General features: G+C 68.0%; 15 protein-coding genes. 11 read left to right on the top strand and 4 right to left on the bottom strand.

What is annotated here, in order from left to right:
• The first annotated feature begins 84 nt into the window (after positions 1-84).
• From ABZ004_RS39580 to ABZ004_RS39545, 8 genes are read left to right on the top strand one after another with little or no spacing between them, the layout of a single operon-like run.
• Entirely contained in the window at positions 85-312 is a 228-nt protein-coding gene (locus ABZ004_RS39580; protein ID WP_355687314.1) for an alanine racemase C-terminal domain-containing protein, read from the top strand.
• Positions 312-1,430 (top strand): alpha/beta hydrolase, encoded by a 1,119-nt coding sequence (locus ABZ004_RS39575; protein WP_355687312.1) that lies wholly within the window; start codon positions 312-314, stop codon positions 1,428-1,430. The genes ABZ004_RS39580 and ABZ004_RS39575 overlap by 1 nt, the downstream gene beginning before the upstream one ends.
• 30 nt (positions 1,431-1,460) lie before the next feature.
• Entirely contained in the window at positions 1,461-2,384 is a 924-nt protein-coding gene (tsaE, locus tag ABZ004_RS39570; RefSeq protein WP_355687310.1) for a tRNA (adenosine(37)-N6)-threonylcarbamoyltransferase complex ATPase subunit type 1 TsaE, read from the top strand.
• A gap of 1 nt (position 2,385) precedes the next feature.
• Positions 2,386-3,048 (top strand): tRNA (adenosine(37)-N6)-threonylcarbamoyltransferase complex dimerization subunit type 1 TsaB, encoded by a 663-nt coding sequence (gene tsaB / locus ABZ004_RS39565; RefSeq protein WP_355687308.1) that lies wholly within the window; start codon positions 2,386-2,388, stop codon positions 3,046-3,048.
• Positions 3,045-3,563, top strand: coding sequence for a GNAT family N-acetyltransferase (locus ABZ004_RS39560; protein WP_355687306.1), 519 nt, complete (start codon positions 3,045-3,047; stop codon positions 3,561-3,563). The genes tsaB and ABZ004_RS39560 overlap by 4 nt, the downstream gene beginning before the upstream one ends.
• Complete coding sequence (gene tsaD / locus ABZ004_RS39555) at positions 3,556-4,608, top strand: tRNA (adenosine(37)-N6)-threonylcarbamoyltransferase complex transferase subunit TsaD (protein WP_355687304.1); 1,053 nt, start codon at positions 3,556-3,558, stop codon at positions 4,606-4,608. The genes ABZ004_RS39560 and tsaD overlap by 8 nt, the downstream gene beginning before the upstream one ends.
• Positions 4,608-5,105: a GNAT family N-acetyltransferase gene (locus tag ABZ004_RS39550; protein WP_355687303.1), complete on the top strand. Its 498-nt coding sequence runs from the start codon at positions 4,608-4,610 to the stop codon at positions 5,103-5,105. Before tsaD ends, ABZ004_RS39550 begins: the two co-directional genes overlap by 1 nt.
• A gap of 56 nt (positions 5,106-5,161) precedes the next feature.
• Complete coding sequence (locus ABZ004_RS39545; protein WP_355687301.1) at positions 5,162-5,884, top strand: alpha/beta fold hydrolase; 723 nt, start codon at positions 5,162-5,164, stop codon at positions 5,882-5,884.
• A 192-nt stretch (positions 5,885-6,076) separates the two neighbouring features.
• Here ABZ004_RS39545 and ABZ004_RS39540 read toward each other — a convergent pair whose 3' ends face one another.
• Positions 6,077-6,973 carry a phosphotransferase gene (locus ABZ004_RS39540; RefSeq protein WP_355687299.1) on the bottom strand — a complete coding sequence of 299 codons (897 nt, stop codon included), beginning with the start codon at positions 6,971-6,973 and terminating at the stop codon, positions 6,077-6,079.
• A 95-nt stretch (positions 6,974-7,068) separates the two neighbouring features.
• Here ABZ004_RS39540 and ABZ004_RS39535 point away from each other — a divergent pair, with 95 nt between their 5' ends.
• Positions 7,069-8,043, top strand: a complete 975-nt coding sequence (locus ABZ004_RS39535; RefSeq protein WP_355687298.1) for an aldo/keto reductase — start codon at positions 7,069-7,071, stop codon at positions 8,041-8,043.
• Between the two features lie 30 nt (positions 8,044-8,073).
• Here ABZ004_RS39535 and ABZ004_RS39530 read toward each other — a convergent pair whose 3' ends face one another.
• The 3 genes from ABZ004_RS39530 to ABZ004_RS39520 form a co-directional block, all read right to left on the bottom strand.
• Positions 8,074-8,430 (bottom strand): MerR family transcriptional regulator, encoded by a 357-nt coding sequence (locus ABZ004_RS39530; RefSeq protein ID WP_355687296.1) that lies wholly within the window; start codon positions 8,428-8,430, stop codon positions 8,074-8,076.
• Positions 8,431-8,601: 171 nt separating this feature from the next.
• The gene (locus ABZ004_RS39525; RefSeq protein WP_355687294.1) at positions 8,602-9,759 is read right to left on the bottom strand and encodes a class I SAM-dependent methyltransferase; all 1,158 of its coding nucleotides are present in this window, start codon (positions 9,757-9,759) and stop codon (positions 8,602-8,604) included.
• Positions 9,760-9,781: 22 nt separating this feature from the next.
• A complete protein-coding gene (locus ABZ004_RS39520) occupies positions 9,782-10,384 on the bottom strand; it encodes a peptidoglycan-binding domain-containing protein (protein ID WP_355687293.1) in 603 nt (200 codons plus the stop codon).
• Positions 10,385-10,683: 299 nt separating this feature from the next.
• Here ABZ004_RS39520 and groES point away from each other — a divergent pair, with 299 nt between their 5' ends.
• Both groES and groL read left to right on the top strand, forming a co-directional pair.
• Positions 10,684-10,980, top strand: a complete 297-nt coding sequence (gene groES, locus ABZ004_RS39515) for a co-chaperone GroES (protein WP_112243007.1) — start codon at positions 10,684-10,686, stop codon at positions 10,978-10,980.
• 121 nt (positions 10,981-11,101) lie between these two features.
• Positions 11,102-12,721 (top strand): chaperonin GroEL, encoded by a 1,620-nt coding sequence (groL, locus tag ABZ004_RS39510; RefSeq protein ID WP_355687291.1) that lies wholly within the window; start codon positions 11,102-11,104, stop codon positions 12,719-12,721.
• Positions 12,722-12,815: the final 94 nt, after the last annotated feature.

The raw sequence follows: 12,815 nt of genomic DNA, 5'->3' as shown, positions 1-12,815 counted from the left end.
CGCACCCGCACCTGCCCGAGGTGGAGACCTCCAACCCGGCCGACCTCTTCCACGCGCTCAAGCAGCGCGACGTCCTCGTGCACCATCCGTACGACACGTTCTCGGATCTGCATGGACCAGTGTGTGGTCAATCTCGAGGACGACCCGGCGGTGGCCGGCGACGCCGTCGTACTGTTCGGGGCGGGATCGGCCGGTGAGCCGACCGCGGACGACTGGGCGGACGCGGCCGGGACCATCAACTACGAGATCGTGACCCGCCTCGGCGCCCGGGTGCCGCGGCGGTACGTCGACACCGCGGAGGCGACCGGCTGATGTCGAAGGCAGGACGGACCGCGGGGTTGATCGGCGCCGCGGTCGGAGTGCTGGCGGCCGGTGCGGCCGCCGGCGTCGCCGTCGAGCGACAGGTGATCGGCCGCCGATCGGGCCAGCGCGCCCAGCTGGAGGCGGAGCCGTTCGGATCGCTGCGCGGTACGCCGCACGTCTTCACCGCCGACGACGGTGTCGAGCTGTACGTGGAGGTCGACGAGCTGCGGAGGTCTCGCCGGCCGGCCGCACCGCCGAAGCGGCGGCTGCGGCGGAAGGCACCGGAGGGGCCCGAGGACCTGACGCTGATCTTCGCGCACGGGTACGGCCTGAACATGGACTGCTGGCACTTCGAGCGCCGCGACCTGGCCGGGATCGGCACGATGGTCTTCTACGACCAGCGCTCGCACGGCCGCTCCGGGCGGTCGCCCAAGGAGCACGTCAGCATCGACCAGCTCGGCCGCGACCTCTACGGGATCCTCGAGGAGTACGCGCCGACGGGTCCGGTGATCCTGATCGGCCACTCGATGGGTGGCATGTCGATCATGGCGATGGCCGAGCAGCACCCGGAGATCTTCGGCGACCGGATCATCGGCGTCGGCCTGTGCTCGACCAGCGCCGGCCGTCTCGACCAGACCCCGATCGCGCTGCCCGGCAGAGCAGGCATGCTGGTACGCCGGTTGGCCACCCCGACCGTCGCCGCGCTGGCCCGGATCCCCGATGTCGTCGAGCGCGGCCGCAAGGCCGGTACGGACATCAGCTACCTGCTGACCAGGAAGTACTCGTTCGGCTCCGAGGTGCCGCCGTCGTTCACCGAGTTCGTCAACGAGATGATCGCCGCGACGCCGATCTCGGTGATCGCGGAGTTCTACCCGATCTTCGCGCTGCACAACAAGTACAGCGCGCTGGAGCCGCTGCAGAAGGTGGAGTGCGTGGTGGTCGGGGGCGATTCCGATCATCTGACGCCGTTCGAGCACTCCGAGGAGATCGTCCGGCACGTGCCCGGCGCGGAGCTGGTCGAGGTGAAGAACTGCGGCCATCTGGGGTTGATCGAGCACCACCGTGAATTCACCGCGGCGCTGCTTGGGATGATCGAACGGGCCGAGCAGTCGCTGGGCCCTAACTGAGCCGTTGCCGTTCGAGAACTTGAGGAAGCGATGACCGATCTGCACGTGGTGGATGCCACGGCCGAGACCGTCGACGAGATCGTGACGGTGATCCACCATGCCTTCGCGGCCCGGCGGGTTCTCGATCCGCCGTCCACCGCGTTGTCCGAGAACGCCTCGACAGTCGGTGCGGCGGTCGCTCAGCATGGCGGCCTGCTCGCGCGCATCGACGGCGTACCGGCTGGGGCGATGCTCTTCGACGTGGCCGGTGACGTGCTCGGGTTGCGGCGGGTTTCGGTGAATCCGCGGTTCCAGGGGCGCGGGGTCGCTTCGGCGATGGTCGGATGTGCGGAGGATGCTGCTCGGTTGCGTGGGTTGCGGCGGGTTCGGCTGGTTGCCCGCGAGGAGTTGCCGGAGACGGTCGAGTTCTGGCGGCGGCGCGGGTACTCCGTGGTGGAGCAGCGCGGGCACGATCTGATCTACGCGAAGGCGATGCCGCTTGAGCTGACCATCCCGACTGCCGACGAGATGCGGTCGGCCGGCGAGGAGATCGCCGGACAACTGCGGGCGGGCGACGTACTGGTGCTGTCCGGTGATCTCGGCGCGGGGAAGACGACGTTCACGCAGGGGCTCGGCGCGGGACTGAAGGTGCGTGGCGACATCACCTCGCCGACGTTCGTGATCTCGCGGGTGCATCCGTCGCTATCGGGTGGGCCGGCGCTGGTGCATGTCGACGCTTATCGGCTGGGTGGGATCGCCGAGCTGGACGATCTCGATCTGGACGCGAGCCTGGACGACGCGGTGACCGTGGTCGAATGGGGGCACGGGCTGGCGGAGACACTGGCCGCGGACCGGCTCGACATCGTGGTGACCCGGGGCGACGACGACACCGACGAGACTCGCGACCTGCGCGTCACCCCGGTCGGCCGGCGCTGGGCCGAGACCGGTGTGAACCTTTCTTTGGTGAGGGACTGAGATGCTGCTTGCGTTCGACACGTCCAGTGCTGCGGTGACCGTCGCGCTGGCGTCGCCTACCGGTGAGGTGCTTGCCTCGTCGTCGACCGTCGATGCCTTGCGGCACGGCGAGTTGCTGGCGCCGGCGATCGCTGCTGCGTTGGCGAAGGCCGGTTGCACGCCACGTGATCTGACGCGAATCGCTGTAGGCGTCGGGCCGGGGCCGTTCACCGGGTTGCGGGTTGGGCTGGTCACCGCGCGCACGATGGCGGACGTACTGGGGATCGAGGTCGTGGGCGTCTGCAGTCTCGACATCCTCGCGCTGCAGTCGCCGGTCGACCAGCCTGTCGCGGTCGCCACGGATGCCCGGCGCAAGGAGATCTACTGGGCGCTCTACGACAGTCCCGCCGCGGACGGCAGCCGCCGCCGCATCGAGGGTCCTGCCGTCGACCGCCCCGCGGACGTCTCGCACGTCCTCGCCGGCCTGCCGCTCACCGGCCGAGGCGTCACCCTGTACGCCGAGGCGCTCGGGCGCGGCACGGGTGCCGAGATCATCGAGTACCCATCAGCCGAAGCACTCGCCACCGGCGTCGCCACCGGCACCCTGCAGACCGTCGCCCCCGACCCGCTCTACCTCCGCCGCCCCGACGTCACCCTGTCGGCCGGCCCCAAAAGCGTCCTATGAGACCCAACATCCGCCCGGCGACAACTGCGGATCTGGAACCGATCGCCACCCTCGATCAGCTGTGCTTCGGCCGAGCTGCGACCGTAGGTAGCTCAGCCATCGGCGGCGATGCTTCGATCACTCCGCCTTCCTTCACCGGTGACACTTGGAGCGCAGCGACCTGGAGCGACGAGTTCGCCCGGTTGGGAAGCGATCGGGTGATTCTGGTTGCGGATGAGGGGGAGGTTGTTGGGTACGTCGTGTTGCTGGTGCCGGTGAGTGCGGAGGATCCGGTGGATCTGCTGCGGATCGCGGTGGCGCCGGCGGAACGGCGTACGGGCATCGGACGGCAACTGATGAGCGCCGCGTTGCAGCGGTGTGCGGGGCGTACCGTCCTGCTGGAAGTTGCCGAGAGCAACAAGTCCGCGGCGGAGTTGTACCGCGGGTTCGGATTCACCGAGATCAGTCGGCGGCGCGGGTACTACGCCGGCGGCGAGGACGCCGTCATCATGCGGTGGCAGGAGGACCATGAGTGAGAACGAGCCGCTGATCCTGGGCATCGAGACGTCGTGTGACGAGACCGGGGTCGGCATCGTCCGCGGGCAGACGCTGCTCGCCGACGCGATCGCCTCGAGTGTGGAGGAACACGCGCGCTTCGGCGGCGTCGTACCGGAGGTTGCCAGTCGCGCGCACCTCGAGGCGATGGTGCCGACGATCCGCCGCGCCTGCGAGACAGCGGGGATCAAACCCAGCGACGTCGACGCGGTCGCGGTGACCAGCGGCCCCGGTCTCGCCGGCGCGTTGCTGGTCGGCGTCGCCGCCGCCAAGGGACTCGCGCTGTCCCTCGAAAAGCCCTTGTACGGCGTGAATCACCTCGCCGCCCACGTTGCCGTCGACACCTTGGAACACGGCGATCTGCCGAAGGGCTGCGTGGCGATGCTCGTGTCCGGTGGGCACTCGTCGCTCCTCGCCGTCGAGGACATCACCGAGGGCGTCCTGCCGATGGGGTCGACCATCGACGACGCCGCGGGGGAGGCGTTCGACAAGGTCGCCCGGGTGCTCGGCCTGCCGTTCCCCGGAGGTCCATATGTCGACAAGGCGGCACGGGACGGTGGCGACCGGCTCTACGTGAAGTTCCCGCGCGGGCTGACCAGCCAGCGCGACCTGGAGCGGCACCGGTTCGACTTCTCCTTCTCCGGCCTGAAGACCGCGGTCGCCCGGTGGGTCGAGGCGAAGCGTCGCGACGGCGAGGAGGTGCCGGTGAACCACGTGGCGGCGGCCTTCCAGGAAGCGGTCTGCGACGTGCTGACCCGGAAGGCGATCGACGCCTGCAAGGACCGTGGGTACGAACACCTGCTGATCGGCGGTGGCGTCGCGGCCAACTCCCGGCTGCGGGTGATGGCGGAAGAACGCTGCGCCGAGGCAGGCATCGCCGTACGGGTCCCGCGGCCTGGGTTGTGCACCGACAACGGTGCGATGGTTGCCGCGCTCGGTTCGGAGCTGGTGCGCGCCGGCAAGGCTCCGTCGCCGCTGGATCTGCCGGCCGACTCGTCGATGCCGATCACCACGGTGCTCAACTGATGCGCTGGGTCGCTGATTCCGGTTTCGTCGCCGACGACGATGCTTCCCGCGTGGACCTTGATGTCGTGCACGGCTTCTTGCGTACGGCGTACTGGTCGCCAGGAGTGCCCCGCGAGGTGGTGGCTCGGGCGATCGCCAACTCGGTCGTCGTCGGCGTCTATGCACCGGACGGTGCCCAGGTCGCCTTCGCTCGCGCGGTGACCGATCGGGCGACTTTCGCCTGGATCGCGGACGTCTTCGTCCTCCCATCCCACCAGGGCAAAGGCCTCGGCCGCTTCGTGGTGTCGACCCTGCTGGAACACCCATCCCTACAAGGCCTCCGCCGCACCATGCTCGCCACCGCAGACGCCCACGACCTCTACCGCTCCTACGGCTTCCAAGACCTCCCCAACCCAGCCCGCTTCCTAGCAGTCCACCAAACCCCCACCACCCTGTACGGCGATCCTGCAACCACCAACGGCAGCGCCGCGAGCGCCGGCGGCGACGGGCAGGGATGACTGCCGCCGAGGGAAGCTCCCCGGATCCCGGCCACCTGCCTTCCCGTGGGCCGGGGATGGATCTGATTGCCGCTCCTGCGGGGGCGACGGATTTGGTGTTGCTGGCGCATGGGGGTGAGGCGGATTCGTTCAAGGGGGCGGGGGACTGGCGGGTTGCGTTGTTGCGGATGTGGCCGTTTGCGAGCGTTGCTCGTGCTGCTGCGCCTGATGCTGCTGTTGGGTTGATGCGGTACCGGTATCGCGGGTGGAACGGTTCGGACGCATCACCTGCTGTGGATCTTCGTGCGGTGCTCGACGGGCTGCCTGCGAGCATCCGTCGCGTCGTGCTGATCGGGCACTCTATGGGCGGGCGGGCAGTAGTTGCCGCAGGCAATCATCCGCTCGTCTCAGGCGTGCTCGCTCTCGCGCCCTGGCTTCCTCCGGGCGAACCGCTTGTCGCGCTGCGAGGGCCGGTCGTCTTCGCGCACGGCACGCTCGATCGCATCACCGATCCACGTCAGACCGCTGCCTATGCTCGCCGCCTCCGCCTCAGTGGCATCCCAGTTGCCATGCTGACAGTCGAAGGCGAGAAGCACGCGATGCTCCGGCGTACAGCGGACTGGAACACGCTCGTCCACCGCTTCACCACCGCGGCCCTGGGCTCGACGGACTGCGATGCGCTGACGGCAGATCCGGATCGCACCGACCCACTACCGACCTGGAATCGCCGAACGCCACTCGTCTCCGGCATCGCCTCGATCGCGAAAGCCCGCCTCGGCTCCCGCCTGACGCACTGGTAGCCGAGCTGCAGCGCGGGGAAGAGCGCGGCAGAAAGCTGGGGACGTTTCGTACGCCGCCTCGCCCCCAGCGAGCGGCCGGCGACCGGCCGGTTCCAACCCACACCTTGCCCGGGCCACGTGAACACCCGGCTGCGCTGAAGTTACCTCAGCAAGAAGCCGCCGTCCTGGAGAGGTGCCGCGGTGCTGTACCGGTTACGGGCGCCAGCGGAGGCCGGCTGCCCATCGGGTGAAATGGAGAGCGCGGTCGGCGCGGTGGGAGATGCCGGCTTGCAGGTACCAGTCGGCCAGGATCAGCTGGACGTACAGCATGATCGGCAGGATCGCTTCCGCCTCGCCATCGGTCAGCGGAAGGACGGATCGGTAGCCGGCGAAGAACGGACGGCTGAGACGTTCGAGTGCATCTCCAGCAGCCTCGCCTCTGTCGGTGCAACTGATCAGGCTGCAGCTCAGGAAGTACCCGAGGTCGTACATCCGCGGCCCGATCGGAAGATGATCGAGGTCGATGAAACCGGTCACCTCGTCGCCGGTCAGCAAGATGTTGCCCGCGTGACAGTCGCCGTGGATGCGCTGACTCGGCAGTCCCTCGACCGCTCGGGTCATCTCGTCGTGCATCGGGTCGATCGCTGCCGAGAGCCGCTCGAACTCGGCGGCCTGCAGTCGCGCTTCCAATCCCGGCCAGGACTCTCCGAAGGTGCGTTCGGCGAGGTGGATCTGCCAAGAGTCGATCTCGGTCGGACAGGTCGCGAGGGCTTGGTGGAGCCTGGCGATCGCCGCGCCACTGCTCTCGAGTTGCGCCTGACTTTCGGCCGGGTCCGGACCAGCGAGGAACGGGCTCAGGATGTAGAGCTCACCTTCGTACTCCGCGAACGGGTGGCCGTCGTCGGTCGGGTGGGGGACGCCGACCGGGATTCCTGAGCGCTCGAGGTGCGCCAGGATCTCGCAGTACTGCAGGAGTCTCGTGCTGGGGTTCGCGGTGCCGAGTGGCGAGATGCGTTTGAGGATGTGGTCGCCGACCCGCCAGACGCCGGGTTTGAGCTCGATGACCTCGCGATCACCGATCGTGGATTGCCAAGCCTGCAAAGGGATCACGGGGTGGACGCTAGCCGGGTCGGTGTGAGGCAGCCAGTGAAATTCCTTGCTGGGGGCTTGAACTGGTGTGCGCTCCAGGTTTTAGCGTGCTGGGCATGGAGTACAGAAACCTTGGATCAACCGGTCTGAAAGTCAGTGAGCTCTGCCTCGGTGCGATGTTGTTCGGTGAACGGACGGATGAGCGGGCCAGCGTGGAGATCCTGGACGAGTTCGTCGCGGCGGGTGGGACGTTCATCGACACCGCTGACGTCTACGGTGCGGGGAAGTCGGAGGAGGTGGTCGGTGGTTGGCTCAAGGGGCAGCGGCGGGACGAACTCGTCATTGCGACGAAGGTCTGGGGTGAGATGGGACCTGGGCCGAACGACCGCGGCTTGTCGCGGAAGCACCTCATCGCGGCTGTCGACGCGAGTCTCCGGCGGCTCGGGACGGACTACATCGATCTCTACCAGGCGCATCTGTGGGACAAGGACACGCCGCTGACCGAGACGCTCTCGACCCTCGACGGTCTCGTCCGGTCGGGCAAGGTGCGGCACTTCGGGGTCAGCAACTTCCGGAGCTGGCAACTGCAGAAGGCGGTCGACCTGTGCCGGCAGCATGGTTGGGAACAGCCAGCCTCGCTGCAGCCGCTCTACAACCTGCTGGACCGCGATCCCGAGTTCGAGCTTCTCCCGGTCTGCCGGAACGAAGGCCTGGGCGTCATCACCTGGTCCCCGCTCCGCTCCGGGTTCCTCTCCGGCGCCTACCACCGCGGTATGACGGCACCGCCCGCCGGGAGCAAACTCGCTACTCCCGGAAGCCACGACTGGGATGCCTACGCGACCGAGCACACTTGGCGCGTCCTGGACGAACTCGAAGCAGTCGCCAAGGAAACCGCCCACACCATGCCCCAGGTAGCCGTCCGCTGGCTCATCCAGCAGCCGGCCGTCACCGCCCCCATCATCGGCGCTCGCACCCCCACCCACCTCAAAGACCTTCTCGGCGCCACCGGTTGGTTCCTCACCTCCGACCAACTAGAACGCCTAACCACCGCCAGCCAACCAGCCAAACCCCGCTACCCCTACTTCGACTGAACGCCTGGGGAAGGCGAGGACCTCGTCGGGTTAGTGCTTGCTGTAGTAGGCGATTTTGTCGTCGAGGACGTTGAGGGCGACGGTCATTTTGGCGATTTCGGACTGGAGGCGGGCGCGGTTGTCCTGGAGGAGTTCGACGACGTCGCCGTTGCCGTTCGCGCGGTCGCGGAGTTTGCCCATGAAGCGTTGCAGGTCGGTGATCCCCAGGCCGGCGTTGCGCAGGCAGACCAGGAGGCCGACCCAGGCGACGTCGTGCTCGGTGTAGATCCGTTGCCCACCGGGTGTCCGCTCGACCGGACCGAACAGGCCCAGGCGTTCGTAGTACCGGAGTGTGTCCAGGCTGAGGCCGGTGCGCTCGGACGCTTCGGCGGGTGCGTACGCAGTCATGCCTCCCATCCTCCGACCTGGAGTGCGCTCCAGGTCAACCGATTAGCGGCGAGTGCCCGGCCGGGAGCGGCAACGGGCGCAGCACCTCGTCCGTCGGCTGGCCGACCGGGCACTCGCTCATGTGTTCGAAGATACATTCGAATACACTCCGAACGCAAATCCGCACTGCGCTCAGCCGGCGACCCGCCGGCAGGAGTAGGCGACCGCGTCCCGGCCGATCCGGGTGACGATGAGAGTAGCGCTCGCCGACCCCTTCGGCGCCAGCCGCTTACGCAGTACCGCAGGGTCCACATCCACCCCCCGCTTCTTGATCTCCAAGGTCCCGATCCCCTCCGCCCGCACCCAGGCCCGCAGCGCCTTCTCGCGGTAGGGCAGCTCCTCCACCACCTCATAAGCAGAGGCAAGCGGCGTCGCCACCAACGCATCAGCGGTCACATACGCGATCCGTAGATCCAACAGCCACCCACCGACAGCCTCAGCCACCGCAGTGACAAGACCGGCGCGCACCACGGCACCATCCGGCTCGTAGATGTACCGCCCAACAGGACCGTCCACAGCCTCCGGTGCAGCCGCCACACTCGCTCCACCCGGCAGCAGCGTCGCGCGTCGCGCAGTACCGCCGTAGAGCTTCCCCGACCAGAGCGCCGCCTCCTTGACTTCCCCGGCGTCGCTCACCCACTCCGCTTCCACCCCTGCCGGTACTGCGTCATGTGGGATCCCAGGTGCGACCTTCACGCAAGCAGTCCGTTCCAGCAGCGAGCTGATGAAGGACCACGGCGGCGAGTACGCGTTGTGGTCGAACACCCGCCTCCCATCCGCCCGCCGCGCCGGATCAGCAAACACGACCTCGTACTGCGTGACGTCCTGCGCCTCCGCATCTCCCACGACCACCTCGCCGGGCAGCCCTAGCGCCGCAAGGTTCGCCCGTGCCGCAGCAGCCGTCTCCGGATCCCTCTCGACGCCCGTCACCCGCAGGCCGGCCCGTGCCGCGCTGATCAGGTCTCCACCGATCCCGCACCCCAGGTCGATCACGGATGCACCCGGCAGCGTCGCAGCGATCCGCGCAGCTCGGTGCGTGCCGACAGTGGAACGCGTGGCTTGCTCCAGCCCATCAGGAGTGAAGTACATCCGCGCCGCGTCCTCTGCACCGAACTTGGCGACGGCCCGATGCCGCAGCGACGCCTGCGTCATCGCAGCGGTCACCACGGCAGCGTCGTACCGGCGTCTGAGCTTCTCGACGAGCTGCAGTTCACCGCCTGGCGCGTACGCCGAGCAGGCCTCGGCCAGCACTGTCCTGCCGATCGGGTCGAGCAGCAGAGTCAGCGTCACCCACCCAAGTCTGCCTGGGCTACTACAGCGGGCTGTAACAGCCCGTGCTCCACTGCTGCGTGGAGTTCTTGAACAGCCGCCAGTTCATGGCTGAACGGGTCTTCGGACCGTAGATGCCGTCAGCGGTGAGCTTGTGCTTGCGCTGCACCGCCTTCACTACGGCGAGCGTGTTACTGCCGTAGATCCCGTCGACAGCCAGATGGCTGCCATAGCAGTAGTTGAGGTTGCGCTGCAGAACCTTGATGGCCAGAGCGGGATCGCCTGATGTAGCGGACCCACGATGCGGATCGTCGCCGTACATGAGGTTGCAGTTCGTGCTGCCGCTCGCCGAAACCGACGGCACCGGCACACCCCACCCATTGCTGACAGGCGCCAGCCGCGCCGACTGACACTGCCCAAGTGCAGCTGCTGCCAATGTCTCCGCCTGGTCCGTCTCAGCGGAGGACTGCGGAGCCTGTACTACGGGCGCTCCGGCCGGCCCGCTCGCAGAACTCTTGTCCGGGGAGTCCTTGCCGGCAGCGGCCAGACCGGCGACCACGATCGCGCTGATCAGGACCGCCGCGAGCACGGCCAGCGCCTTCGGGGGCAGTTTGCGGAACGAGAGATTGCGCAGTGAGAGGGCCATGGTGCTCTCCTGGTTCGAACCCGGCGGAGTCCTTCAGACAAGACGGTCCCACGTCCGGACCGCCCGGCCCAGGGGTCGGTTGCGGAAAGTACGGGCCCGGTGACGCTGCTGCCGGCGTTCGCCGGGGGCGAGATTCTGGCACTCGAGTTGACCGAGTGCTAATCGCGGCCTAGATTCGGTGTTGGCACTCTCCACTCGAGGGTGCCAGCGGCCCGGCCTCTGATCCCCGCGACGGCAGAGGCGAACGGCCGCCTGCAGCACCCCGAAAACACGAGAAACTCGACCGTGGAGGTCAGCAAGTGTCGGTCACGATCAAGCCGCTCGAGGACCGTATCCTCGTAGCGCCGCTCGAAGCCGAGCAGACCACGAAGTCCGGCCTGGTGATCCCGGACACCGCCAAGGAGAAGCCGCAGGAGGGCGAGGTCATCGCGACCGGGCCCGGCCGCATCGACGACAACGGCAACCGTGTCCCGCTGGACGTCAACGTCGGTGACAAGGTCATCTACTCCAAGTACGGCGGCACCGAGGTGAAGTACGACGGCCAGGACTACCTGATCCTGGGCGCCCGCGACATCCTCGCCATCGTCAGCAAGTGACGATCGCTCGCAGCAGCTGACTGACACCGCTCCGGTGCCCGGAACACCGGCGCCGGAGCGGAGTCGGTTCTGCCCGCGGGCACCATGATCGCCAGTAACCCAGAGAGGGACAGAGTTTTCCATGCCGAAGATCCTCGAGTTCGACGAGAACGCGCGGCGCGCCCTTGAGCGTGGCGTCGACAAGCTCGCGAACACGGTGAAGGTGACGCTGGGGCCGAAGGGCCGCTACGTCGTGCTGGACAAGAAGTGGGGCGCCCCGACCATCACCAACGACGGTGTCACCGTCGCCCGTGAGGTCGAGCTGGACGACCCGTTCGAGAACCTTGGCGCGCAGCTCGCCAAGGAGGTTGCCACCAAGACCAACGACATCGCCGGTGACGGCACCACCACCGCGACGGTGCTGGCCCAGGCACTGGTGCACGAGGGCCTGCGGGCCGTCGCCGCCGGGGTCAACCCGATGGGTCTGAAGAAGGGCATCGAGGCGGCCGTCGAGGCCGTGTCGGCCCGGCTGATCGAGACCGCGCGGCCGGTCGACGACAAGGGCGACATGGCCCACGTCGCCACCATCTCCGCCCGGGACGCCGAGATCGGCCAGCTGATCGCGGAAGCCTTCGACAAGGTCGGCAAGGACGGCGTCATCACCGTCGAGGAGTCGAACACCTTCGGCACCGAGCTGGACTTCACCGAGGGCATGCAGTTCGACAAGGGCTTCATCTCGCCGTACTTCATCACCGACGCCGAGGGTGGCGAAGCGGTGCTGGACGACCCGTACATCCTGATCCACCAGGGCAAGATCTCCGCTGTCGCGGACCTGCTGCCGCTGCTGGAGAAGGTCGTCCAGTCGGGCAAGACGCTGCTGATCATCGCCGAGGACGTCGAGGGCGAGGCCCTGTCGACCCTGGTGGTCAACAAGATCCGCGGCAACTTCACCTCCGTCGCCGTCAAGGCGCCGGGCTTCGGCGACCGCCGCAAGGCGATGCTCGAGGACCTGGCCGCGCTGACCGGCGCCCAGGTGATCGCGCCCGAGGTCGGCCTCAAGCTCGACCAGGTGGGTCTGGAGGTGCTCGGCACCGCTCGGCGGATCGTCGTCACCAAGGACAACACCACCGTCGTCGAGGGCGCCGGCAAGGCCGACGACATCGACGGCCGGGTGAACCAGATCAAGGCCGAGATCGAGCGCACCGACTCCGACTGGGACCGCGAGAAGCTCCAGGAGCGCCTCGCCAAGCTGGCCGGCGGCGTCTGCGTGATCAAGGTCGGCGCGGCCACCGAGGTCGAGCTGAAGGAGAAGAAGCACCGCATCGAGGACGCCGTGTCGGCGACCCGTGCGGCGATCGAGGAGGGCATCGTCGCCGGTGGCGGCTCCGCTCTCGTCCACGCCGCCGCGGTGCTGGAGAACGGCCTGGACCTCGAGGGCGACGAGCTCGCCGGCGTCCGGATCGTCCGCAAGGCGATCGTCGAGCCGCTGCGCTGGATCGCCGAGAACGGTGGCTACGAGGGTTACGTCGTGACCGCCAAGGTCGCGGAGCTCGAGGTCGGCAGCGGCTTCAACGCCGCCACCGGCGAGTACGGCGACCTGCTGGCCCAGGGTGTCCTGGACCCGGTCAAGGTGACCCGTTCCGCGCTGGCCAACGCCGGCTCGATCGCGGCCCTGCTGCTCACCACGGAGACCCTGATCGTCGACAAGCCCGAAGACGAAGAGCCCGCCGCAGCCGGTCACGGCCACGGCCACGGTCACTGATTCTTCACCCGGCAACACCAGAACTGCCCGGCTCGGTCCTCGGACCAGCCGGGCGGTTCTGCTTTTCCCGGTACGCCGGTACTCGCCGGTCTCT

Origin of the sequence: Kribbella sp. NPDC006257 (assembly GCF_040613535.1) — a bacterium.
In the GTDB taxonomy this organism is placed as follows: Bacteria; Actinomycetota; Actinomycetes; order Propionibacteriales; family Kribbellaceae; genus Kribbella.
Note: the sequence above shows the minus strand (reverse complement) of the source record. Positions and strands in the feature narration are given on the sequence as shown.

Excerpts from the sequence above, each read along its gene's own strand:
- ABZ004_RS39575 (WP_355687312.1), top strand. The coding sequence starts at position 312 with ATGTCGAAGGCAGGACGGACCGCGGGGTTGATCGGCGCCGCGGTCGGA.
- tsaE (WP_355687310.1), top strand. The coding sequence starts at position 1,461 with ATGACCGATCTGCACGTGGTGGATGCCACGGCCGAGACCGTCGACGAG.
- tsaB (WP_355687308.1), top strand. The coding sequence starts at position 2,386 with ATGCTGCTTGCGTTCGACACGTCCAGTGCTGCGGTGACCGTCGCGCTG.
- ABZ004_RS39560 (WP_355687306.1), top strand. The coding sequence starts at position 3,045 with ATGAGACCCAACATCCGCCCGGCGACAACTGCGGATCTGGAACCGATC.
- tsaD (WP_355687304.1), top strand. The coding sequence starts at position 3,556 with ATGAGTGAGAACGAGCCGCTGATCCTGGGCATCGAGACGTCGTGTGAC.
- ABZ004_RS39550 (WP_355687303.1), top strand. The coding sequence starts at position 4,608 with ATGCGCTGGGTCGCTGATTCCGGTTTCGTCGCCGACGACGATGCTTCC.
- ABZ004_RS39545 (WP_355687301.1), top strand. The coding sequence starts at position 5,162 with ATGGATCTGATTGCCGCTCCTGCGGGGGCGACGGATTTGGTGTTGCTG.
- ABZ004_RS39535 (WP_355687298.1), top strand. The coding sequence starts at position 7,069 with ATGGAGTACAGAAACCTTGGATCAACCGGTCTGAAAGTCAGTGAGCTC.
- ABZ004_RS39530 (WP_355687296.1), bottom strand. The coding sequence starts at position 8,430 with ATGACTGCGTACGCACCCGCCGAAGCGTCCGAGCGCACCGGCCTCAGC.
- ABZ004_RS39520 (WP_355687293.1), bottom strand. The coding sequence starts at position 10,384 with ATGGCCCTCTCACTGCGCAATCTCTCGTTCCGCAAACTGCCCCCGAAG.
- groL (WP_355687291.1), top strand. The coding sequence starts at position 11,102 with ATGCCGAAGATCCTCGAGTTCGACGAGAACGCGCGGCGCGCCCTTGAG.